The following is a 24,053-nucleotide window of genomic DNA, read 5'->3' on the forward strand; positions in this document are numbered from 1 at the left end:
CCCTCAAACTCTGAGCAGTGCGAAAGCAGTTTAAGTCATATACATTTACTTAATTCAAAGGAGATTACAATGTATCAAGGCGATCAAGAAGACACCACTATTTACAAAGTTGTAGTCAATCACGAAGAACAATATTCAATTTGGCCATCTGAAAAAGAAAATCCTCTTGGCTGGAAAGATGTAGGCAAATCAGGACTTAAATCAGAATGTCTTGAATATATTAAGGAAGTTTGGACAGATATGAGACCTTTAAGTCTACGTCAGAAAATGGCACAAACAACCTAAAATTTTCACCAAAGATGCCTAGCGGCAACTCTGTGTCAGGCAATTCACCTCGCCAGTAATCGTAATGCTCGAAGGGGTATATATAGACTGCTTTGTCTGCTCCTCCATGAACGGTTAAATCAGCCTGTCCATCACCGTCTAAATTAAGCAATCGCACCATGACGCGATCGCTAACTGGCTCTTTAAAGATTCCAGTTGTAGACGGTGCTTTGACTGATACTTAAATTAATGCTAATTCTAAATTACTTCTGGATTGTTCATCCGCTCTACCAAAATAACTTTGGCTACTTTTATTATTTTTTCAATTGTTCTAAATAAACAGCAACCTCTATCATAATGCTGTTACATCTTTGTTAAGAATAGTTACAGGTTCTTAACACAAGGAAATATGTCTTATGGCAGTCTCACTTAATAATAATGCACAACATCAGGTTGTAATTGTTGGTGGTGGCTTTGGTGGACTGTATGCAGCAAAGGCTTTGAATGCAGGGAATGTAAATGTTACTCTCATTGATAAACGTAACTTTCACCTATTTCAGCCGCTTTTATATCAAGTTGCCACAGGTACGCTATCACCTTCTGATATTTCTGCACCATTGCGCTCTGTATTCAGCAAAAGCAAGAATACAAAGGTGTTGCTGGGAGAAGTAAATGAGATTGATCCAAAAGCGCAGCAAGTTATTTTGGGTGATGAAGTAGTACCTTATGATACATTAATTGTTGCTACAGGTGCAAACCATTCCTATTTTGGTAAGGATAACTGGGAAAAAGTTGCTCCTGGCTTGAAGACTGTGGAAGATGCGATAGAAATGCGTCGCCGGATATTTAGCGCATTTGAAGCAGCAGAAAAAGAAACTGATCCAGAAAAACGCCGGGCTTGGTTGAGTTTTGTGATTGTGGGGGGTGGCCCGACTGGGGTAGAATTAGCAGGTGCGATCGCAGAATTGGCATACAAAACTCTCAAAGAAGATTTCCGCAGCATCGACACTTCAGAAACGAAAATTTTACTATTACAAGGGGGCCCTCGCATCCTCCCACACATGGCGCCAGAGTTATCAGATATCAGCAGGCAGTATCTTTGTCAAAAGTTGGGTATAGAACTCACACACTCACACCAGGGTGACAAATATTGAAGGTGATATTGTTACTTTCAAGCAAGACAATGAATTTACAGAAATTGCCTCAAAAACTATCTTGTGGGCAGCAGGTGTTCAAGGTTCCCCAATGGGGAAAGTCTTAAAAGAAACTACAGGTGTAGAGTGCGATTTCTCTGGGCGGGTAATTGTAGAACCTGACTTGTCTATCGAGGGTTATGACAACATTTTTGTAATTGGAGATTTAGCTAACTTCTCCCATCAAGATGCTAAACCTTTACCTGGTGTTGCACCCGTAGCTAAACAACAAGGAGAGTATGTAGGTAAATTAATTCAACGACGGCTTCAAGGTAAGACTTTTGCCAGAATTTCATTACAACGATGTGGGTAGTTTGGCGATGATTGGGCAAAATTTAGCTGTTGTAGATTTAGGCTTAATCAAACTCACAGGTTTTCTTGCTTGGGCATTTTGGCTACTAGTTCACATCTACTTCTTAATCGAGTTTGACACTAAATTACTAGTAGTATTTCAGTGGGCGTGGAATTATATCACTCGTAATCGTCGCTCTAGATTGATTACAGGTAGAGAAGCTTTTGTAGAACCAAAAACTGTTAACAATAACGTGCAACAGCCTTCTGGAACACTTATGTAATTTCAGGTATCATAGCATTCGTCAACGATGCTACAAGCCGTTGACGATAAAACTTACGGTAAATCCGACAGAACACTCAGCACTACCAAATCTGACCATCTTACCCGTACAAAGATGCTCGATAGTACTCACAAGCTAGGCGATTGCAGATAACACCGCAACAGTTCAAGAATAGGAGCAAACAAAGGCAAGTGCTTACTTTTCCAGCCTTTGGGCGGATAAAGGAAAATCGAGACAGTTGGCCATAGCAAAGCTAATGTAAAGGAGAAACTTCAAAAACAAAAATCAGTGACACAAAACTCTAAAATAGGCACAGCATTTATTGCAGCTGCTGGTGTTTCCGCAACGGTAGGCGGGATGGGACTAGCAGGTGGATTTGGTGCAGTATTGGTACAACTCCTGTAGTTGGTGGTGGCGCTGTGGCTGGTGCAGCTGCTTATAGCGCTTTTAAAGCCATAACAGAAGGAGATGCCGCGGCGATCGCTACAATGGGAGTTGGTGCAGTCGGCGGTGCTGGTGTGTATAGCGTCGTCGGTAGTATGGGTTTAGTCGCACCTAAAGTAGGGCTGGCGTTTGGCATTGGTGCAGTACCGATGGCGGGAATTGGTGCAGTAGTGGGACTCGCCGCTTATGGTATTGCCAAACTGTTAGATGAATCTGAAATTAGCGAAACTCCAACACAGCTTTTTGAGCGAATGGAAGAGAAAGTTTTGCTGATGGATGCTTATTCAGAAGCAGTGATGGAATTAGAAGCATTTTTATCTGGTGAGGATCTCAACCAAAAATTTGCTGTTTTGGGAGTGGAAAGATGAGTTACAAGCACTTAAGGCTGAATTCAAGGAAAAATCAGAATTTGTTACCCCTAAAACTTCTACTCCCCACTCCCCGCCTACGCAGATAATTTCAAAAATCAAATACGATTCCTATATAAGAAATTGCTATAAGTATTAATTCTGTTTGCTTTACTATTTTTGGAATTACTCCTCTAATCCTCCCATTTCATCTGTCCGCAGGCTAAAATATACAACTCTTTAGAAGTATTGACATCTTAAAATTTTTAAGCATTCATCTTGCATATTCTGAAAAAAACGTTATAAATTATTAGATCATAGGGGAATAATCTGACCTATTCGTGTCAAAAACTGACCCGTGCAAGTAGATATACTGCAACCAGTTTTAACTTCACACAAACCACAAACAGCACTGAAGATATATTTTTTTGGTAAAGGGAAGATTCCGGTCATACAACGGAACAATAAATCATTTAAAAATATATCTTGTGTGACTGTTTTCGAGAATCGTGTTACTACTTGCGATGAAAAAAACAACTATAATTCATCAAAAGAGTAATTGATTATAAGGAAATTAACTAGCAATAAATCTGTATAACTGTCAGCAGATTTATTTTTTGTTAATTGATTAATTTATCGGACAATTATATTTGCTATTCCAAGAATGGTTTTTGTTATCCTGAAAATAGCAAAAATAATAAATGAAGACGCCTCTACCACAAATTCAAAATCCAAATGGAGTTATTCTGGCGATGCACATAAACGAATTAGAAACTACTGAGAATTTAAAAGAAGTGGATGAAGCATGGCAAGCACTCGAAAAATCAATTCTCTACTATCAAGGCCGTCCTGTTGGGACGGTAGCCGCTTATGATGCATCTGTAGAAGCGCTCAATTACGATCAGTGCTTTGTCCGAGATTTTGTTTCTTCTGCTCTAATTTTTCTGATCAAAGGTAGAACAGATATTGTTCGTAATTTCTTAGAAGAAACCTTAAAGTTACAACCTAAAGAAAAGGCATTAGATGCCTATAAACCAGGACGAGGATTAATACCCGCTAGCTTTAAAGTAGTATCAGACAATGGGCACGAATATTTAGAAGCAGACTTTGGTGAACATGCGATCGCTAGAGTTACACCTGTAGATTCTTGCCTATGGTGGATTATTTTGTTGCGTGCTTATGTAATCGCCACAGAAGATTTTTCTCTCGCCTATCAACCTGAATTCCAAAATGGAATTAGGTTAATCATGGAAATCTGCTTGGCAAATCGTTTTGATATGTACCCAACGCTGTTGGTTCCAGATGGTGCTTGTATGATTGACCGTCGTATGGGCATTTATGGACATCCTCTAGAATTGCAAGTCCTCTTTTACACGGCATTACGTGCATCTCGTGAACTGCTAGTTTGTCAAGGTAATTCTGATATTGTTGAAGCCATTGATAACCGTTTGCCTCTTTTATGCGCTCATATCCGTGAGCATTATTGGATAGATATTAATCGTCTGAATACAATTTATCGCTTCAAAAGTGAAGAATATGGCAAGGCTGCTGTTAATCTGTTCAACATATATGTAGATTCTGTTCCCTATTATGAATTAGATAAATGGCTGCCAAAAAAAGGTGGTTATCTAGCAGGTAATGTTGGCCCCTCGCAGCTAGATACTCGCTTCTTTTCACTCGGAAACTTAATGGCAATCATTTCCGACTTAGCCACCGAAGAACAGTCACAAGCGATTATGACTCTCATTGAGGAACGATGGGATGACTTAGTGGGAGATATGCCAATGAAAATATGTTTCCCAGCTTTAGAACATGAAGAATACAGAATTATAACTGGATGTGACCCCAAAAATATACCTTGGTCGTATCATAATGCTGGTAGTTGGCCAGTTTTAATGTGGATGTTGGCGGCGGCGGCGGTGAAAACTAATAGAACAAGTCTTGCACAAAAGGCGATTCAAGTTGCCCAAGGACGCCTCAGTACAGATGAATGGCCAGAATATTACGACGGTAAGAAAGGGCGACTGATTGGCAAACAAGCTAGAAAATATCAAACTTGGACAATTACTGGGTTCTTATTGGCAAAAGAATTGATGGCAAACCCCACATATTTACCATTAATCAGCTTTGGAAAATTATCAGCAGAACAAGTTTCTAGAGCATGTGAGTTTGAAATTGCCAGTGTAGATCCGTATCTGACTCGATAGGGAAGTTGGGAGAGACGCGATTAATCGCGTCTGTACAAGAGTTGGGAGTTAGAATACAAAGGCCTCCTGACTCCTGAATCTTGTTTCTTTCCATGACAAACCCCCGTCAACTAGCTTTTATCGCCCTGCGAGATGTTCATAAGGGGGCTTATGCTGATGTTGCCCTAGATAGAGTGCTGCAAAAAGTTAATTTGCTCGATAACGATCGCCGCTTGGTGACAGAATTGGTTTATGGGAGCGTCAGAAGGCAGCGCACTCTTGATACTCTCATTGACCAACTCGCCAAAAAGAAATCTCATCAGCAACCACAAGACCTCCGCACCATCTTACATCTAGGCTTCTACCAACTGCGTTATCAACAGCGTATTCCCGCCTCAGCTGCTGTTAATACCACCGTCGAACTCGCTAAAGAAAACGGTTTTTCTGGACTCACGGTTTTGTTAACGGTCTATTACGTCAGTATCTTAGAAAAGCAGGGGGAGATGAGGGAGCAGGGGAAGCAGGGGGAGCACGGGGGCAGAGGAGCAGAGGGGCAGAGGAGAAAAATCCTCAGTCCCCAGCCCCCAATGTTGATCCGTTACAGCTTCCAGAAAACCCAGTAGAACGCTTGGGTATTTTACACAGCTTTCCTGACTGGATTATTCAAGTTTGGTTAGAACAATTGGGTTTGGCTGACACAGAAAAACTGTGTGAATGGATGAACCAATCACCAACAATTGACTTACGCATCAACCCACTTCGCACTTCAATTGAGGAAGTTGAGACAGCTTTGCAATCTGCTGGTGTTTTAGTAAGACGCATTCCTTATTTACCCCAAGCTTTACGATTGATTGGTAGTGCTGGCTCAATTCAAAAATTACCGGGTTTTAGAGAAGGTTGGTGGACTGTACAAGATAGCAGTGCCCAATTAGTAGGTCATTTGCTCGACCCCCAACCGGGTGAGGTGGTAATTGATGCCTGTGCTGCACCAGGGGGTAAAACAACCCACATTGCTGAGTTAATGGGGGATAAAGGGAAAATTTGGGCTTGCGATCGCACTTCTTCTCGTCTTCGCAAACTCCAAGAAAATTCTCAACGGCTAAATTTACAATCTATTCAAATTTACACTGGCGACAGCCGCCACTTCAACCAATTTCAAAACACCGCAGACCGTGTATTACTCGATGCCCCATGTTCTGGTTTGGGAACCATGCACCGTCACGCTGATGCGCGTTGGCGACAGACACCAGAATCTGTCCGCGAACTTTCGGTATTGCAACAAGAATTATTAACACATACATCAACTTTTGTCAAAGCTGGTGGTGTACTAGTTTATGCCACCTGTACATTGCATCCAGCAGAAAATGAACAAGTAATTTCGGCATTTCTAGCTAAGTCACCTGATTGGCAAATTGAGTCTCCAAGCGGCGTTGAGCTACCTGATTCTGCTTGTAACACGCCTCAAGGTTGGTTTAAAGTCTGGCCCCATCGACAGGACATGGATGGCTTTTTTATGGTGCGCTTAAGAAAAACCAATAATTCCGAGTGAATACTGTTTGGGATTGTACGATTTGGTAGAGGCCTGAATCTACCAGAGGAGGCAGCAATGGTTTCCCCTTCCAATGTGAAAAACTTAGTTAAAATCCTGATTGGAGCAGCCTGGATCGATGGCAAAATCCAGCCAGAAGAACGGCAATATCTCCGCGAAATAGCTCAAGCAAAAGGTTTGGCTAACGGATCCAGAAATTAAGCCTTGGCTATACGAATTAGTTCCTGTAGAGCCAAAAGCATGTTATGACTGGGTGCGGGAGTATTTAGGCGATCGCCCAGCCTTGAAGATTGTGAAAATTTGATTGAAGCTATCAGTGGGTTAATTTATAGCGATGGCGAAGTTGCCGTCGAAGAAGCTAGACTCCTGACGGAATTACAAGATATAACTAAGCAGAATGAGTCAACTCAACCAGCTCACACTCTGCTTCTCAAACAAATTCAAAAGCTTTATCGCCGTTGGGTTGAAGTGCAAAATTAACAAAGAGTTATGAGTTATGAGTTATGAGTTGCCAAGACGCGAAAAATTATGTCTTTAGATAGATGATTTTTAAGTTTGGCAATTAAACTCAGCACTCATGACTCTTACTGCTTATGACTTCGGTTCACCCAGACCCGGAGTTTCTTCTTTATCAACCTTAGGCACGAAATCAGGACGCTCTTTGCTTTCCCAACCTGCGGGGCGTTTCGAGTTGTACCAAGCTATTGACCCAATGGTGACAGCAGCAATAAAACCAACGACATACACCAAGGTGAAAGCCAAAGGAAAATGAGTACCATTTGTTGCGATTGAATCCGCTGCCTGCATCAATATATGCATGAGTATATTCTCCAATGTTAAATAAGACTACTTTACACACTATAGAATGAGCGTATCATTTAACATCCCCCCGGAGTTTAGTTTGAGCAATATCATATTACAGAGAAAAGGGCAGGAGGTATGAGGAGATGAGGGGGACAAGGAGAATAATAACCAATCCCCCATGCCCCATGCCCACTTCCTCATTCTTGAGGAGGTCTAAGTCTATCTCGCCAGCTAGGCTGTGACGATGAAGAACCGGAACTATTTCCGGGAGAGGAAGATCGCCGACTTCTTCGAGGTGCGGGAGAATCTGATTCTACTCTTCTAGAGCGCCGCCGGGAACGAGATGATTCTGAAGAAGAGCTACTGGAACTTGATGCTTCGCTGCGAGCGCGCCTTCTCCGTCTTGGGGTAGAATCGGCCGATTGCTGTTCTTCTTGAGAATATCTCCTCCTCCTACGTCTCCGAGATGAACCACTTTCCTCAGAATTTCTCGCACTTTCCCCTTCTGAGTCATCATTAGAGGAAATCGAACGATTTAGAACTTGTTTGGGTTTGATGGACTGGGCTTTGATAGTACCTTTACGACCTTCTAACTTGGGTCGTTTGGGAAATTTTTCTACAGGCATCCCCTTCTACTGCTTTTTCCATAAACTCGTGCCAAGTGTAAGCCGCACTACCACTGCTGCCGTATGTTGGGCGGTTGTCATCATTACCTAGCCAGACCCCTGTCACCATCTGGGGAATGTAACCAATAAACCATAAGTCACGCGCTTCGTCGGAAGTACCAGTTTTGCCGGCAACTGGTCTATTACCTAATTGAGCAGCAGCACCAGTTCCCGCTTCGACGACGTTGCGTAACATCCAAGTCATGATGGCGGCACTGTCAGCATCAAGGGCACGTTTAGACTTGAAATTAGCTGACCAGATCACCTTACCTTGGCGGTTGAGGATGCGGGTAATACCATGAGGTTCTATGTGTAATCCCTGAGTTGCAAAACTGCCATAGGCACTGGTCAATTCCAGCAGATTGACTTCATTCGAGCCGAGAGCTAAGGAGTAGGTGGGCTTGAGTTCAGATTTTATCCCCATATCATGGGCAAGTTTAATCGTTGGCGTAAATCCGACATCAATCAGCAGCTTCACCGCAATAATATTAATAGAGCGGGTGAGGGCATCTCGGATGTTCATTGCACCCCGAAACCTTTCACTATAGTTTTTCGGTTCATAGCCATCTACAACAAAGGGCGCATCCTGGTAGCTATCGTAAGGGCTTTTGCCGCTAGCGATCGCAGTGGCATATACAAACCCTTTAAATGTCGATCCTGGCTGCCGTTGTGCCTGGGTAGCTCGATTAAACTGGTTTTTACTAAAGTCTTTTCCCCCAACCATTGCCTTAATTTCGCCGTTACGGGGTCAATGGCTACCATTGATCCTTGCTTAAAGTTCTCCCACCTTCCTTGATTTCGCAGCGTTTTGGCAACCGCCTCTTCTGCGACTTTCTGCCAAGTTGGGTTCAGCGTAGTTTCTACTACTAATCCCTCACTTTTTAGCACGTCAGGAGAAACGTACTTCGGCAATTCTTTTTGATGTAGCTGGTAAAGTAGGGTGATTCTACCTCCATTCGCTTGGGTAAGGTGCTTTTGAGCGTTAATGGCTCCTGAACGGCTGCCTGCCTTTGCTCTGGCGTAATTATTTTATCTTCTTGCATCCGGATCAATACTAAGTTACGCCGCCGGATTGCCGCTTCGGGATTTTTGTCTGGGGCATATAAGCTAGGCGCAGGGGCTAATCCGAGCAATCGTTGCCATTTCCGCGAGAGAAAGCTGGTCTGGCAATTTACTAAAGTATACCCAGGCTGCATCTGCGACACCGTAGGCTCCACCTCCCAAATAAACCAGATTTAGGTAACGCTCTAGAATCTGATCTTTGGTTAATTCTTGCTCCATTTTTTGTGCAAGGCGGACTTCTTTGAGTTTGCGCCAGATTGTCTGTTCTTGTTTCAAAAATAGAATCCGCGCAAGCTGTTGGGTGATAGTGCTAGCACCTTCTACTACACCTTGCGATCGCAAATTATTCAAACTTGCTCTGACAATCCCTTGCGGATCAACTCCATTGTGTTGCTTAAATCTTCTATCTTCTGAGGCAATAAAAGCTTTTTTTAAATTATCTGGTATTTGTTCCAGCTTTAGCTGTTCTCTGGCCGCTTCACCTTGTTGTTGTAATATCGTGCCATCAGCAGCTTTGATGGTCAGTGTTTGTTCTCTAACCACGGCATTCAACTGAGCCTGATCTGGCAAAGTCCGATCTACTAAACCAATGCCGTAGATGAAGGCAACTATCCCACCACCCACACCCAAGCCTGCCCAAAACCATAAGCGACGATAGAGTGGTTTACCGCCAGTTGTCTGATTGGCTTTAATCCTCGATGGTAAAATTTTCATTTGCTCAGTAACTGCCTCGCCTGCGCCAGATGTGCTGGTGGTAAGCTTCTCATTTGTTCCTCCTTGTCCAGAGTCACTCAAGTTGGTTGATCTTTGCTTGAACCAGGAGGTAAGCTTCCCCACGTCAGTTCCTCGCTAAAATTTAGTAACTATAACTACCATCAATCAACTTTGGGGTTATAGCACTACCTTCGTGTTAGTATAATATCCTATAAATAATTAACTAAATTCATCATAAAATAATGTTTTTTAGATTTATTGAATTTAGTTTTGTAAAACCACTGCAATAATAACTGTTGGGAATATAAAAAACTATTGACATTTTCTGGGACAGGTACAGGGAAGTATCCGCAAAGACAGCCCGAAAAAGGCTTACTTAATAAGAGTGCGATGCCTGTTGCTGGCTACGCCGAAGCAGAGCTAAGACGAAGTGCCCTTGCTCTTGGTAGTAATATGGGAGATTCGCAGAAAACTTTAGAAGCAGCTATACAGATTTTAGCCCAAACCCCAGGTATTTCCTTAGAAGCCAGATCCAATTGGTACAAAACCAAAGCCGTCGGGCCACCACAACCAGATTATCTCAATGGCTGCGTCACGTTGCAGGTAGAAATACTACCTCACCAGTTATTAGATATTTTGTTAGGAATTGAACAACAATTTGGGCGTGTGCGTCAGGAACGCTGGGGGCCACGAATTCTGGATTTGGATTTGTTATTATTTGATGACATTATTTTGGATACACCAAATCTCCAGATTCCTCACCCACGAATGCGGGATCGCGCCTTTGTGTTAGTACCACTGGCAGAAATTGCCCCAGATTGGGTAGAACCAGTTTCCGGGTATGTTATTAAAGAACTGCTGAAAGAGGTAGACTGTTCAGATGTACATTTATGGATAGGCAATTAAAATTACCATCCTTAAACGCAGAAGAACGCTGATTTGGCCTCTGTATTCACAGATAATCAGAATTATACTATGCCACTAGGTAGAGAATTACCACAACTACTAAAACAACGCTTGTTTTATAAAGGACGCAAGTTTGATTTTGAAGTGAATCGCTTGCGTTTGCCGAATAAATCCGAAGGAGAATGGGAATGTGTTCGTCACCCTGGTGGTGCCCTAGCTGTGCCAGTAACGCCAGAGGGTAAACTTATACTAGTGCGCCAATATCGTTTTGCAATTCAGGGACGGATATTAGAATTTCCGGCGGGAACTTTGGAAGGAAAGGAAGAACCTTTAGAGACAATACAGCGTGAAATAGCCGAAGAAACTGGCTATAGTGCCCATAAATGGGACAAATTAGGGGAATTTTTCTTAGCTCCTGGCTATTCTGATGAAATTATCTATGCTTTTCTGGCGCGAGATTTAGAAAAGCTGGAGACACCACCACCACAAGATGGAGACGAGGATATCGAAACTGTGTTTTTGACTCCCGAAGAATTAGAGAAAGCGATTCTGGGGGGAGAGATGGTAGATGCTAAATCAGTTTCTAGCTTTTTTCTGGCGCGTCCGTTTTTAATTTAATGACCAATATGCTAGGCTGTTGACTTTGATGAAATTTGGGCGTTTTTGGCTCATTAATTATATCTAAGTACTTAGCGCTTCTCATTCAAACGGGAGGCGCTATTTGTTACTTTATCTTACAGATGTATTGCGATCGCTAGAAATAGAGGGATTAATGTGGGTGAAAGCAACAAAAGTGAGTAAGCAAGCGTTGTCACAAAGGCTCAATAGCTTGCCTGCTCATCTATTTGCGAAGTTATTCGAGCAAGTGATAGAGCGTCTGGCAGTGAAAAGGAGTGCAAGAGAATTAGCCCCAGCTTGGTCATCAGTAGCACATGAGCTTGTTTGATTCTCTCACCGCAGCTGGCAAGTACGTACTCACACGCCAAAAGAATTTGGTGAGATATCGGGTAACACGTGCCTGACACAAAAATAGTATGAGTCAAAAACGCCCAAATTTTATCAAAGTCAACAGCCTAGGTTGAATGTGTGCGATCACAGTGGAAGTTGGGTAATTTGCGTATAAGTCAATACATCCAAAGTTTTAACATCTAGATTAGTGCGATCGCAATGGACTACTAGTCAGTTCGCATCTAAAAATTAGAATATGAGAACAAAAATATGGCCGAAGTTTGCGGAGTGCAGTAGGTTGGCAGAGATATTGGGAGATGTTTTACAAGAAGCGCGTAAATCGCTTTTTATTAAGAGAGAGATATGAACCGAAAGATTTATTCAAAATAATAGAGAAAATCATCAATTTGGTAGGAGGGATACTAATTAGTAACATTTGCTTACCCGATGAAGATGGCTACTCACTACTGTTGAAGGCCAGAAATCTGGAAGCAAAGCGAGGGAGAAAGATTCCAGCTATTGCTCTGACAGCATCTACTTTTGAGGAACACTGGAAACGTGCCCTATTAGCAGGTTATGACATATACCGATGCAAGCCGATAGACATAGATGAGTTCTCTGCTACGGTTGCTAGTTTAACTGAACTCGAACAATACGGTTGACATATTTGAATAAGAGAAGAGAGAAACCAGTAAGGAAGAAAGCTATAAGCTAAATTTTATTTATTTTGAAAATGGGATATCTACGACGGGCTAGTTTGTCGTAGATATCCCATTTTTTCGGGAATCTTTTGATTAATTTTATTTTTTTTTAATTTCGCTACCAATAAAAACCTTTTAAAAACACAGTGATATAAAATATACTAAGAATAAACACAGAGGATTATTTGGTTATTCTCTGTGATTACTCATTTTTTCATATATTAAGGAGTGCATTATGGAATATCTTGCTTATTCTCACATGTTTATTGCTCAAGAAGAAGCATCTGGAAATACTAAATATAATCTCCCTAAACCTCAATTCAATTGGAAAAAGCTGCTTAAATCTTCGGCTTGGTTAGCCTTAGCTGGGGTTGGTGTATTACTTACTGCTCTCACCCAAATTCAAATGAGTTCGGCTGCTTATGTAAAAACTAACGGCAGTTGTCTACGTATCCGTACAGGGCCAAGCACCAACTACTCTTATGTTGACTGTATATCAAATGGCACAACACTTCCAGCGATTGAAAGGTATGAAAATGGTTTTGCTAGGCTTTCTACTGGTAGATATGTTTATGCCCGATGGATTGGTGATAGACCTAACTATGCTCCTGTAACTAGACCTGGTGGTGTTGGTGGTTCGGTAATTCTTACTCCTGGTTCTAGAGGTCAGCTTGTCAGAGATGTTCAAACAGCTTTAGGTAATCTCAGAATTGATGGAGTTTACGGTCAACAAACTGTTAGCCGAGTCCGAAGCTTTCAACAAAGTAGAGGTCTACTTGTAGATGGTGTTGTCGGCCCCCAAACTCGAGCAGCTTTGGGGATTTAGCCAGAAGCCACTCTTTGAAAATTTTGTGGTTCAGTAAAGCTAGCACAATGTCTAAGCTAGTTTTGAAGGTTTGTAGTAAAGACTTTAGTGCTTAGAAAATAAGGGCTAAAGTCTTTACTACAAACTTGCTTAACCATCCATATAATTTTTTACAATCTCTAAAATGCGCTCTGATGCATGACCATCCCCAAAAGGATTAATTGCATTTGCCATTACTTCATAAGCACTTTGGTCACTGAGTAATTCAGCAGCAGCTGTAAAAATGTTCTCGCTCGTAGTACCGACAAGTTTGGCTGTACCAGCTGCAACAGCTTCTGGTCTTTCGGTGGTGTCTCTCAAAACTAGTACTGGTTTTCCCAAGCTAGGGGCTTCTTCTTGCAAACCACCAGAGTCAGTGAGCAAAAGATGCGATCGCCCAATTGCTCCCACCAATTCGCCATAGTCTAGAGGATCTGTCAAGAAAATTCGGGGATGATTCCCCAAAAGTTCCTGCAACGGGACTCGCACTGTCGGATTGCGGTGCAATGGTAAGAGCATTGCTGTATCAGGAAACTTATCTAAAATTTGTAAAAAGCCTTGAGCGATCGCTAACAGGGGTTCTCCCCAATTCTCCCGGCGATGAACTGTTGCTAGCAAAACCCGATATGAATCCCAGTCTAGTCCTGGTACATTGCAAACTGCTTGGGTTGCAGCTACATTTAACAATGCATCAATTACCGTGTTACCCGTCATGTGAATTTCACCCAAAACACCAGAACGATGCAAATTTTCCACAGCCCAAGGAGTCGGCGCAAAGTGCAACTGCGTAATTTGAGAAATCAACCGCCGATTAGCTTCTTCTGGATAAGGATTGAATATATCATCAGTTCTTAACCCTGCTTCTACATGACCAACAGGGATTTTTTGATAAAAAGCTGCCAAAGCTGCGGCAAAAGCTGTGGTAGTGTCTCCCTGCACGATTACTAAATCTGGCTTTTCCACCTTAAATAAAGCTTCTAAACCTTGTAAACTACGGCAGGTAATATCATTTAAAGATTGCTGAACCTGCATAATTTCCAAGTTATAATCTGACTTGATATTAAACAGTTGCATAACCTGCTCAACCATTTCTCGATGCTGTCCGGTTAAAATTACTTGCAATTTAAAAGCTGAAGACTTCTGAAAAACCTGAATTACTGGAGCTAGTTTAATCGCTTCCGGGCGAGTACCTAAAATAATGCAAACGCGTTTTTGATTGATCATTCGTCATTAGCCATTCATCATTTATCAATGGTTATAGTCAATGGTCTAAGGTCAATAGTCAATAGTTGGCAGTCAATCATCACATAAACCATAAATATAAATCGATAAATCATAGAAAATATAAAAAAACCCGGCTTAACCGGGTAAATGTAATGTTTATCGAATTTAACTGTAATAACTACATCTTGATCTCACAAATTTAAATTATAAAAGCATGAAAAAACCCGGCTTAACCGGGCAGACGCACTGTTTGTCAAATTCACTTGTAACGATTACTTAATCTCACAAGTTAAAGGGCAAGCAGCGTAAACAGTAGCCTGCATTTTGTCTGCCTCTCCATGCAGCCAGCTTAACCATTTAACTTCACTAGGATGAACTCCTTTGAGAGTTAGCACACCAGCAGCCAATACAACTGCCATGACATTAAACATTATTAAGCCGCCTGCTACAAGCAAAACTGCACTAACAGGCATCACAGATTGCAAGATAATCGACAACAAACATCCGACCGTAGCCATCAAGACAACTAGTGGAAAACCTACAACTAACAAACATACTGCTAATGTAAAAGTCCATATTAAAAAGCTTTTAATCATCAACAAGGAGTAGGTCTTTCCTAGATTAGAGCTTTCAGCATAAACCATGACTTTTCCTCCCAAAAATACACAACAAATTTTAATTTCAGACTAATCTCGCTTTTCACGAGTTAACTGATTTCGTTTCTCAGTGAAATTCAGTATATAAAAACTAATTGGGAAAATGAGCATTTGTTTACTAAAGTTTACAGTTAATCTTTTGTAATTATGGATATAAAGTCAAGTTTACATCTATTAAAAAAGCTTGGTTACTACATCTACCTTCAGGCATATAACCTAAAATTCATAACCCTTTAACCTTGATCCCCAGGACATTGCTCCTACTCAACTTAACATTTCTTATAAAAAAGAGTAGTGGCTCTCATAATTTATCGATGGTCTGAATAAATGAACTGCTAGTATTTGTACTGTTAATTGCTGGCAATTCGTCTGTATGTCTGAGATAAATTTCTCATTTAAGCCCTGAGAATATTCATGCTCATACTTAAAGCAATAATAATCACTTAAAAACCATTGTATATTTACTGAGGCACCCTGAGCTATTGAGTGTGTTAAACCAGTCTAGATAAGTTAAATAATTTCTCTAAATATTCTGAGTTATGGAATCTTAGAAAAAAAGATACCAACTAAGGTGCATAAAATGAATTGACCCTGGTTATAGAGTTTTAATCGCCTCCCATCACCGCTACGGCTTGCAGGTAAGCATTCTCCAAAAATCATCGAAGCAAGTAACCTGACTTCTCGTTAATTCAACTTTTTAACTGCCAAATGTGAAGATATATGACAGAATCACAGTCTCCATTAAATTCTAACTCTGCTGCTGGACGTAACCTGCCACCAATGCCGCCGCCACCGCCAACCTTTAGTACACAACGGCAGATGACGCAAACATTGGATATGTCAATGGATAGAAGCAGTAACCCGCCTGTTGCAGGTCATCGTCCTGTTAGTCCACCGCCAATACCTAGTTCAGCTCTCCCTAAAAACAGTAGTGCAGGGCCCACGTTAGAGAAGTTAATCAGGCAAGCTTACGATGAGGGATATTCTGACTTGCACTTGGGTGTAGGTGAAGTACCACGCTTCCGCACCCGAGGAGAAATTCAATCATGGGATTATCCACAAACAGATAAAGAAGCTTTTATGGGTTGGTTGCGGGAGGTAATGAATGAGGGAGAAATTCAGCGCTTTGAAGAACATTTAGAATTTGACGGAGCAACTCAATATGACTTTGCTCGCGTGCGGATTAATGTTTTTGGCACTCTTAAAGGGCCTGCAATGGTGTTGCGGTTAATTCCTCTGAAAATCTTAACTATGGAACAGTTAAGATTACCCCCAGTTTTTCGGGATATTTGCCATCATCACAAAGGCTTAATTTTGGTGACAGGGCCGACTGGTTCTGGTAAGTCCACTACAATGGCGGCGATGGTTGACTACATCAATAAGGAGATGGCCAAGCATATCATCACCATTGAAGACCCGATAGAATTTATCCATCAAAGCCGCAAGTCTTTAGTCAAACAACGGGAAGTGGGAATGCATACCCGGAAATTTGACAACGCTTTGAAAGCAGCTTTGCGGGAAGATCCAGATTTGATTCTGGTGGGAGAAATGCGGGATAAAGAAACAGTTAACACTGCTCTAAAAGCCGCTCAGACTGGTCACTTAGTTATGGGAACCCTGCACACCAATAGTGCTGTTAAAACTATTGAGCGGATTCTCAATCTCTACTCTGGTGATGAACAGGATGCAATGCGGGTGGCAATTTCTGAGTCTTTGGTGGCAGTAATTGCCCAAGGTTTGTGCCGCACAACTGACGGGAAACGGGCTGCTTTCCACGATGTGCTGATCAATACTGAGGCGATTAAAGAATGGATCAAAGACGGTAAGTATGATGAAATTGGCGAGTTGATGAAACAAGCTGGCTTTGACGGCATGGTTACGATGAATCAGTCGTTGCTCAATCTCTATCAAGACGGTCGTATTACTGAAGAAACTGCTTTAGAAATGTCGCCAACTCCTAACGAAATGGCACAGTTTCTCCGAGGTCGAGTTTAAGATTGGGCATGGGGCATGGGGCATTGGTTATTAATTATTCTCCTCTGCTCCCCCTGCTCCCCCTGCCCTCTCATCTCCCCAATCCCAAATATCTTTGTCATCCTGGTTGCGGTTATAGCTAAGGTAAAAGGTAAAAGAGAGAATGTTTTACTTTTAGCTTCCTAGCCTCTGTGAATAACTTGACGACAAATAAACTATCTACACCCCAGTTGTTTAAAGGCATTGCCCTATTTACACCTGGAGGAGATTTAATTTACTGCATCGACCCTAGCAAGCAAGGTCGATGGCATTTGCATTTATGCTCGGCTTTGCAAGAAATATTAGATTTACCAGATCCACCGCACTTTTTAGTGCCTTGTTATACTGCAACTATTGACAACTGGTTAGATCCGCGTACTCAACAAGTGAGAACTTTTGCTGAAGCTTATCCGGCTGTAATTAGACATCAAGCTTTGCTCAATACCATTTTTGGCACAGGGGAGTTAGTATGGCAAGCAGCTCCTTGGCAGGAGGGGTTGTGCGATCGCATGGTGTTAACAACTTATCGTTCGTCATTTGGGCAGCTTTGGGAAGATCACGATTTAATCGTCCGTCTAGACCTTTCTGAACCTGTGCCAAAATACCACCAACCAGTAATAGTACAAAAAAAGAAGCGATCACCCAAGGCTATGTTCTGCGATTGTTTGTTGCTGGACATAGCAGTACTACTGAACGCATCCTTAAGAATTTACACGAATTGTTAGAGCGATCGCTCGGACATCCTTATACTCTGAAAGTAATTGATGTTTTAAGTCATCCAGAACAAGCAGAACTCAATCAGGTTTCTGCAACTCCTACCCTTGTGAAGGTTTGGCCTCACCCAATTCGGCGAATCGTTGGAGAGTTAGATCATGTAGAAAAGATTTTACAAATGTTAGCTGCTAAGGAAAATTTTAAGTAATCAGACTAGTTTTTTGCCAAGTGCGCGAATGGGTAGGTGTTGGTGAAGGGGTAACCACACAAATGGCTAGATTGCCCTATATTCAAGGATTTCATGGCTGCATCATCTTTAAACTATCCGCGCACCTTATCTAGACTGACTTTCAGCTATTTACATCTACCAAATTGCCACTCCTTATGTTATGATTTCTCCATTCCCGCTATTAAACCTTGAAAACCAAATAACACAAGACTTTGAGACATCGGCAAATTGCAATTAACTAAAATCCCTATTAGGGATTGAAATGGAAATAAGTATATCTGCAATCCCCGATATTTAGCATTGCAATTAACTAAAATCCCTATTAGGGATTGAAACTGGCATACACGTATATTTGGTGTATTAATTTAACATGATAGCGCGTGTACATACTATAATATTCCACATCCAGCTTGAGGGCTGTGATATTATAGGAGACTGCTGCATACAATTAGAAAAACTAGAAACTGAATCGATCATGGCCCTGACGCAACTGCGGAAACAAGAAATAATTTCCAACTACCAAGTTCATGAAACCGACACTGGCTCGGCCGATGTCCAAGTTGCCATGCTAACTGAGCGCATTAACCGCCTCAGCGAACATCTCCAGGCAAATAAAAAAGACCATTCTTCCCGCCGGGGACTGTTGAAGCTAATTGGTCAGCGCAAGCGTCTTCTAGCTTATATATCGCAGGAAAGCCGGGAAAAATATCAAGCATTGATTGCTCGCCTCGGTATTCGTGGATAGGATTACCGCTTATGTCTGCTGAAGAATCTGAACGCAGTCGCTTGCCCTTTGAACCAAACAAAAAGCGCCAAAAACCCGCAAAAGCTCAAAGTAAACCCGCAGCAAAGCCACAAGAATCTACCAAACAGGCTGAGAAAAAAGCGCGTTATACCAAACAAGAGATGGCAATTCCCCAAGTAGTCAGCCAGAGGATGATTCGACGGGTAGCTGGGTTCTGTGGTGTACCAACGGCTTTGGGTATTAGCGCTCTGGTAGTTAGCTATTTGCTTGCTACTTACTCGGACATCCAACTACCTCCCATCGCCGTGTTATTGGTGAACATGGGACTATTTGGTTTAGGGGTCTTAGGGATAACTTATGGCGTTCTCTCTGCCTCTTGGGATGAAGAAAAAGTCGGAAGTTTGCTGGGTTTGGGTGAATTCAACACCAATTGGGGACGAATGGTGGAAGTTTGGCGCGAAACTCGGCAAAAAAACTCATAATGAACGGCGCTCAGAGATTAAGTAACTGCGGTATTGGGTAAATTGAGAAGTGAATGTTGAAGTTGAAATTTTATAACTTCAACATTGCTAATTAAAGTTATATATTCCTTATATCCAGTTATTTAGTAGTAAAACTACAGACTGAGCGCTACATTTTATCTATGTTTTTGTAAACAAATTTTATTTTTAACTACTCGTAATTAGACCAATAGGCAAGAATAAAGTTAGCTCATTTACAGAAAACTTTACTCAATTATCAGGAACTTTTAAGATGATTATAGTAATGAAAAGTGGTTCCCCAGAGGCGGAGATAAAGCGCATTGATGAGGAACTAACTAGCTGGGGGCTAACTCCAGAAAAAATTGTTGGTCAACACAAAGTAGTTATTGGTCTAGTAGGTGAAACTGCCAGTTTAGATCCACTACAAATTCAAGAACTTAGCCCTTGGATTGAACAGGTATTGCGCGTAGAACAGCCTTACAAACGAGCCAGTCGCCAGTACCGTCACGGCGAAGCTTCGGAAGTGGTGGTTAATACTCCCAATGGAGCGGTGGTATTTGGTGAACACCACCCTTTGGTGGTCGTTGCCGGCCCCTGCTCGGTAGAAAATGAAGAAATGATTGTGGAAACGGCGCGGCGCGTCAAGACTGCTGGAGCCTCATTTCTGCGCGGAGGGGCATACAAACCTCGGACTTCACCTTACGCTTTCCAAGGACACGGCGAGAGTGCTTTGGATTTGTTAGCGAAGGCGCGGGAAGTCAGTGGGCTAGGTATTATTACAGAAGTGATGGATGCCGCTGACCTGGATAAAATAGCAGAAGTTGCTGATGTGATCCAGGTGGGGGCAAGGAATATGCAGAATTTCTCCTTGCTCAAAAAAGTGGGAGCGCAGCCGAAACCAGTTCTCTTGAAGCGGGGAATGGCGGCTACTATTGAGGATTGGTTGATGGCAGCCGAGTATGTTTTGGCATCTGGCAATCCCAATGTGATTTTATGTGAAAGGGGAATACGCACCTTTGACCGCCAGTATACGCGAAATACACTGGATTTATCGGTGGTGCCAGTTTTGCGAAAGCTGACTCATCTGCCAATTATGATTGACCCTAGCCACGGCGTAGGTTGGTCTGAATTTGTGCCATCAATGGCGATGGCTGCGATCGCAGCTGGCACAGATTCCCTGATGATAGAGGTTCACCCCAATCCTGCCAAAGCTTTATCCGACGGCCCCCAATCTCTCACACCAGACCGTTTCGATAACTTAATGCAAGAATTAGCAGTAATTGGTAAGGCAGTGGGACGCTGGCAGCAACCAGCCGTGGCTTTAGCTTAAAATTCTGTTGCAACTTGTTGCTAGGCATAAAATAAATTAAAGTTTGTAGTAACCGAAGAACCCAAACTTTAATCTTTTTGTATGTTTAATTATGCCTAACTATTTATTATAAATGTGAAATAATGCCCCTTTAGAAATCTTCTAAAGGGGATTTTTAAACACTAACTAAAGCTATGAAAAAAGAACTCTGCAATCACTATTGATGGACAATATTTTGCAGTTGCAAGTATTCTTATCTATATACATAGCGAGCAGGTATCCACTGGCGGCCACGATTTGTTTGCACCCAACGTCCAGGAACCAATATCCTCCTTCTCGCTTGAACAGGAGTACGAACCCTAACTGGCGATGGTCTTCTGATTATTCTAACTGGAACCGGTCGCCTAACTGACCGTCTGATTTGAGCATCGGCTTGGGAAGGAATAAAGGTAACAGCAATTGGTAAAATCAGCGCTGCACTAGCAAGCATCATTTTAATATTCATTCGCAAACTTTCCTTTTCTTATGTAGACATCGCAGGGATTAATATTTTGCAAACTATTAATCCCTTTGACAACTAAATAGTAGGATTGAAAAGAGCTATACACTAGTGAAAAAGGTAATTAGTTAAAGCGTGACTAATGTCATAAACCTCATCCATCTTGAAAACTGGAGTTTTTCTAGAAAACGTATTGCTGTGAATAAGTGGGTGTAAAGAATGATACAGGGATGCTTAAAGTAGAATGCGATCGCCTGGAGACGAGAACGCATTACCTACGACGAAGAAGAACGCCTTAATATACGGTTACAACATCACCACCCACTTCCGTTACGACCAGCAAAAACGCCAATCAGCAACGCTAGGCGTAGGTCACTAGAGGTTAGTCTAAACTCCAGACAAAATGATATTGTCATAAATTGTGGGTTGACCTGGGGACTGAGACAATTTTGATAGGCATTCAAACCGCAAGCAAATTGGAAAAAAGACTATTTCCCAGTCCCCAGTAACTAGTACCCAGTCCCGGAAACCCCTTGGAATTTGCTTAAGATACGGTAGCCCCTCTTAGACATCCCACGCAATGCCCTATGACCAAATACTTTCGCTCCAATGTTGATGCAATGGCTAGCTATGTTCCCGGTGAACAGCCCCAACGCGGTACACAGATAATTAAACTTAACAGCAATGAAAACCCTTATCCTCCTTCCCCTAAGGCATTAGCTGTGCTGCGAAATATTGATGGTGAATGGTTGCGGCGGTATCCAGAACCTTTCGGTGGGGAGTTCCGGCAAGCTGCAAGTAAAGTTTTAGGAGTTCCAAGTGATTGGATAATTGTGGGAAATGGTAGTGACGAATTGTTGAGCGTGATCATTCGAGCCTGTGTAGAACCTGGGAAAAAAGTAGTTTACCCGATTCCAACTTACGTGCTGTATCGCACGTTAACAGAAATGCAAGCTGCGGAAATTACTGAGATAGCCTACAATGAGGACTACAGCTTACCCTTGGAAGAACTAGTTGTTGCTAATGGAGCGGTGACATTCATGGCATCGCCCAATAGTCCATCAGGGCACGTAGTGGCAACAGATGACTTGCGAAAATTAGCCAGCCAGTTATCTGGAGTATTGGTGATTGATGAAGCATATATAGATTTTACCGAAGAGAATGCATTGGCTTTGGTAAAAGAATACGAAAATGTGATCGTCATTCGGACACTTTCTAAGGGGTATTCGTTGGCAGGATTACGATTGGGCTTTGGTGTGGCGAATCCCAAACTTTTGCAGGGATTGTTTAAGGTTAAAGATAGCTATAACATTGATGCGATCGCTTGTGCAATTGGTACAGTTGCCATCACCGACCAAGCTTATAAAAATGCTTGTGTAGCAAAGATTAAGGCATCACGGGCTAAGTTAGCAACAGAATTAAAACAATTAGGTTTTCATGTTTGGGATTCTCAAACTAACTTTTTGCTGGCACGACCAAAAGAAGGAAATGCAGAATATCTCTATCAAAAACTGAAGGAACGGGGAATTTTAATCCGTTATTTTAAGCAGCCTGGACTAGATGACAAATTAAGAATTACCGTTGGTACTGATGAACAGAATCAGACTTTAATAGAGGCATTAATTTATTTGTTAGAGACTCAACAGTAGCGCATCGAGGTCAAAAAGCGTCATTTACCGCAGTGACTAATTAAATGGGCAAATGGTAAGGATAGTTCGTCTGTAACAACATCTTCCAAATCCACTAAAACAGCAAAAAATTGATGAAAGCTCACTAATGTAAAGAATAGTGACTGATAAGCTTACTATGCACTCGATAGTGATAAATTCCTGAGTTTGACAGATTTGATTTTTGAAAAAATGACCTACTCTTAAAGCTTATGTATAAAAAAATTGCTATTCCGATTTTAAGCCTCATGTTTGCAACGCTGATACCCAATGTGGTATCTGCTGAGACTGTGATGAAAAAAGTAGCCAGAACAGGGGTGTTAACAGCCGGGACTAGTAAAGATGCGCTACCTTTTGCCTATGTGAATAGTCAAGGAAAGTTAAATGGCTATTCTGTAGATATGCTGACTCTGATTAAAGAGCAGTTAGAAAAAGACCTAGGAAAAAAAATTAAACTACAATTAGTTGGTCTTAGCCCCTCTGAGCGGATTACCAAAATAGTTAATCAACAAGTTGATATTGTATGTGATGCTAGTAGTTTTACATGGAAGCGAGATAAAAAAGTAGACTTTTCTGTAAGTTATGGTTTGACTGGAACCCAATTATTAGTTAAGAAAGGAAGTAATCTAGGTTCCCCTGAATCCCTTATTGGTAAGGGAATTGGTGTGCTGGCGGGAACCACAAATGAGCAGGCGATCGCTCGTGTACAACCGCAAGCTAAACTGGTGTATTTTAAAACTAGGGCAGAGGGATACACAGCTTTGCAAGAAGGTAATATTGATGCTTTCTCATCCGATAGCGTTCTTTTAGAGGGATGGTTGCAACAGCAAAAAAATCCAGATGATTTTGCGATCGTACCCGATCGCCCCTATTCACGAGAAGGTATCGCTTGCATGGTGCCAGAAAATAACTCGAAATTCTTGGATACAGTCAACTATTCTCTGGTCAAGTTCATGCAAGGATTCGTCAATGGAAATCCGCGATATGTCGCTATTTTTGACCGTTGGTTTGGCCCTCAAAGCCCTGTAGTGCTCAATCGGGATTTACGTGATTTGGTAGTGGAAACTATGCAATTAATCATAGAATTTCGTGAGGAAGTTCCTAAAAATGACCTGTGAAATAATCAGTTTTCCCACAAAATCATTTAAGCCAATTTTCAAAAATACAGCATTGGCGATGCCTGCGGTAGGCATCGTCTACGCACCTCGGAATCTAGATTTAAAAAAATAATTTATCGAACAGAATTCAGGAGTCAGGAGTCAGAATTCAGAATGAATTTTGTGCGACTGGCGGATAGCGCAGCGTATACCCTT

General features: G+C 41.9%; 19 protein-coding genes and 6 pseudogenes. 19 read left to right on the forward strand and 6 right to left on the reverse strand.

Annotated features, from left to right (window positions below; all coding sequences use genetic code 11):
* Positions 1-69 precede the first annotated feature (69 nt).
* Entirely contained in the window at positions 70-285 is a 216-nt protein-coding gene (locus ANSO36C_RS27235) for an MbtH family protein (RefSeq protein ID WP_251957300.1), read from the forward strand.
* On the opposite strand, the gene ANSO36C_RS27240 is transcribed toward ANSO36C_RS27235, so the two are convergent.
* Positions 221-445 (reverse strand): MOSC domain-containing protein, encoded by a 225-nt coding sequence (locus tag ANSO36C_RS27240; RefSeq protein ID WP_251957301.1) that lies wholly within the window; start codon positions 443-445, stop codon positions 221-223. The genes ANSO36C_RS27235 and ANSO36C_RS27240 overlap by 65 nt on opposite strands.
* Before the next feature lie 235 nt (positions 446-680).
* On the opposite strand from ANSO36C_RS27240, the pseudogene ANSO36C_RS27245 reads away from it, so the two are divergent.
* From ANSO36C_RS27245 to ANSO36C_RS27265, 5 genes and pseudogenes are all read left to right on the forward strand, one after another.
* Positions 681-2,032: pseudogene (locus ANSO36C_RS27245) on the forward strand (NAD(P)/FAD-dependent oxidoreductase).
* 419 nt (positions 2,033-2,451) lie between these two features.
* On the forward strand, positions 2,452-2,844 hold the full coding sequence (locus ANSO36C_RS27250) for a PspA/IM30 family protein (protein ID WP_251957302.1): 393 nt from the start codon (positions 2,452-2,454) through the stop codon (positions 2,842-2,844).
* Positions 2,845-3,575: 731 nt separating this feature from the next.
* Positions 3,576-5,030 (forward strand): glycoside hydrolase 100 family protein, encoded by a 1,455-nt coding sequence (locus tag ANSO36C_RS27255; protein ID WP_251960454.1) that lies wholly within the window; start codon positions 3,576-3,578, stop codon positions 5,028-5,030.
* 92 nt (positions 5,031-5,122) lie between these two features.
* Positions 5,123-6,558, forward strand: a pseudogene (locus ANSO36C_RS27260) (16S rRNA (cytosine(967)-C(5))-methyltransferase).
* Positions 6,559-6,615: 57 nt separating this feature from the next.
* Positions 6,616-7,038: pseudogene (locus ANSO36C_RS27265) on the forward strand (tellurite resistance TerB family protein).
* Positions 7,039-7,149: 111 nt separating this feature from the next.
* On the opposite strand, the gene psb35 reads toward ANSO36C_RS27265, so the two are convergent.
* Together psb35 and ANSO36C_RS27275 are read right to left on the reverse strand one after the other, a co-directional pair.
* Entirely contained in the window at positions 7,150-7,377 is a 228-nt protein-coding gene (gene psb35 / locus ANSO36C_RS27270; protein WP_251957303.1) for a photosystem II assembly protein Psb35, read from the reverse strand.
* Between the two features lie 182 nt (positions 7,378-7,559).
* A pseudogene (locus ANSO36C_RS27275) lies at positions 7,560-9,926 on the reverse strand (transglycosylase domain-containing protein).
* A 267-nt stretch (positions 9,927-10,193) separates the two neighbouring features.
* On the opposite strand from ANSO36C_RS27275, the gene folK reads away from it, so the two are divergent.
* From folK to ANSO36C_RS27300, 5 genes and pseudogenes are all read left to right on the forward strand, one after another.
* Complete coding sequence (gene folK / locus ANSO36C_RS27280; RefSeq protein ID WP_251960455.1) at positions 10,194-10,709, forward strand: 2-amino-4-hydroxy-6-hydroxymethyldihydropteridine diphosphokinase; 516 nt, start codon at positions 10,194-10,196, stop codon at positions 10,707-10,709.
* Positions 10,710-10,778: 69 nt separating this feature from the next.
* Entirely contained in the window at positions 10,779-11,327 is a 549-nt protein-coding gene (locus ANSO36C_RS27285; protein WP_251957304.1) for an NUDIX hydrolase, read from the forward strand.
* 103 nt (positions 11,328-11,430) lie between these two features.
* On the forward strand, positions 11,431-11,655 hold the full coding sequence (locus tag ANSO36C_RS27290; RefSeq protein ID WP_251957305.1) for a hypothetical protein: 225 nt from the start codon (positions 11,431-11,433) through the stop codon (positions 11,653-11,655).
* A 276-nt stretch (positions 11,656-11,931) separates the two neighbouring features.
* Positions 11,932-12,082: pseudogene (locus tag ANSO36C_RS35325) on the forward strand (IS701 family transposase); the annotation flags it as partial.
* A 511-nt stretch (positions 12,083-12,593) separates the two neighbouring features.
* On the forward strand, positions 12,594-13,184 hold the full coding sequence (locus ANSO36C_RS27300) for a peptidoglycan-binding domain-containing protein (RefSeq protein ID WP_251957306.1): 591 nt from the start codon (positions 12,594-12,596) through the stop codon (positions 13,182-13,184).
* 129 nt (positions 13,185-13,313) lie between these two features.
* Here the strand turns inward: ANSO36C_RS27300 and wecB are convergent, their stop codons facing one another.
* A complete protein-coding gene (wecB, locus tag ANSO36C_RS27305; protein WP_251957307.1) occupies positions 13,314-14,426 on the reverse strand; it encodes a non-hydrolyzing UDP-N-acetylglucosamine 2-epimerase in 1,113 nt (370 codons plus the stop codon).
* Between the two features lie 272 nt (positions 14,427-14,698).
* On the reverse strand, positions 14,699-15,070 hold the full coding sequence (locus tag ANSO36C_RS27310) for a hypothetical protein (protein WP_251957308.1): 372 nt from the start codon (positions 15,068-15,070) through the stop codon (positions 14,699-14,701).
* A 732-nt stretch (positions 15,071-15,802) separates the two neighbouring features.
* Here ANSO36C_RS27310 and ANSO36C_RS27315 point away from each other — a divergent pair.
* The 5 genes and pseudogenes from ANSO36C_RS27315 (at position 15,803) to aroF (ending at position 20,595) form a co-directional block, all read left to right on the forward strand.
* Positions 15,803-17,077 (forward strand): type IV pilus twitching motility protein PilT, encoded by a 1,275-nt coding sequence (locus ANSO36C_RS27315; RefSeq protein ID WP_251957309.1) that lies wholly within the window; start codon positions 15,803-15,805, stop codon positions 17,075-17,077.
* A 170-nt stretch (positions 17,078-17,247) separates the two neighbouring features.
* Positions 17,248-18,017, forward strand: a pseudogene (locus tag ANSO36C_RS27320) (circadian clock KaiB family protein).
* A gap of 496 nt (positions 18,018-18,513) precedes the next feature.
* Positions 18,514-18,783, forward strand: a complete 270-nt coding sequence (gene rpsO, locus ANSO36C_RS27325) for a 30S ribosomal protein S15 (protein WP_041565894.1) — start codon at positions 18,514-18,516, stop codon at positions 18,781-18,783.
* A gap of 11 nt (positions 18,784-18,794) precedes the next feature.
* Positions 18,795-19,265 carry a PAM68 family protein gene (locus tag ANSO36C_RS27330; RefSeq protein ID WP_251957310.1) on the forward strand — a complete coding sequence of 157 codons (471 nt, stop codon included), beginning with the start codon at positions 18,795-18,797 and terminating at the stop codon, positions 19,263-19,265.
* Positions 19,266-19,536: 271 nt separating this feature from the next.
* On the forward strand, positions 19,537-20,595 hold the full coding sequence (gene aroF, locus ANSO36C_RS27335; RefSeq protein WP_251957311.1) for a 3-deoxy-7-phosphoheptulonate synthase: 1,059 nt from the start codon (positions 19,537-19,539) through the stop codon (positions 20,593-20,595).
* A gap of 232 nt (positions 20,596-20,827) precedes the next feature.
* Here aroF and ANSO36C_RS27340 read toward each other — a convergent pair whose 3' ends face one another.
* The gene (locus ANSO36C_RS27340) at positions 20,828-21,079 is read right to left on the reverse strand and encodes a hypothetical protein (RefSeq protein WP_251957312.1); all 252 of its coding nucleotides are present in this window, start codon (positions 21,077-21,079) and stop codon (positions 20,828-20,830) included.
* Between the two features lie 238 nt (positions 21,080-21,317).
* Between ANSO36C_RS27340 and ANSO36C_RS33995 the strand changes: the two genes are divergently transcribed.
* From ANSO36C_RS33995 to ANSO36C_RS27350, 3 genes are all read left to right on the forward strand, one after another.
* Positions 21,318-21,452, forward strand: a complete 135-nt coding sequence (locus tag ANSO36C_RS33995; protein WP_267145339.1) for a hypothetical protein — start codon at positions 21,318-21,320, stop codon at positions 21,450-21,452.
* 208 nt (positions 21,453-21,660) lie between these two features.
* A complete protein-coding gene (gene hisC, locus ANSO36C_RS27345) occupies positions 21,661-22,722 on the forward strand; it encodes a histidinol-phosphate transaminase (protein WP_251957313.1) in 1,062 nt (353 codons plus the stop codon).
* Between the two features lie 230 nt (positions 22,723-22,952).
* On the forward strand, positions 22,953-23,858 hold the full coding sequence (locus tag ANSO36C_RS27350) for an amino acid ABC transporter substrate-binding protein (protein WP_251957314.1): 906 nt from the start codon (positions 22,953-22,955) through the stop codon (positions 23,856-23,858).
* The last annotated feature ends 195 nt before the right edge of the window (positions 23,859-24,053 follow it).

Source organism: Nostoc cf. commune SO-36 (assembly GCF_023734775.1).
Classification (GTDB): domain Bacteria; phylum Cyanobacteriota; class Cyanobacteriia; order Cyanobacteriales; family Nostocaceae; genus Nostoc; species Nostoc commune_A.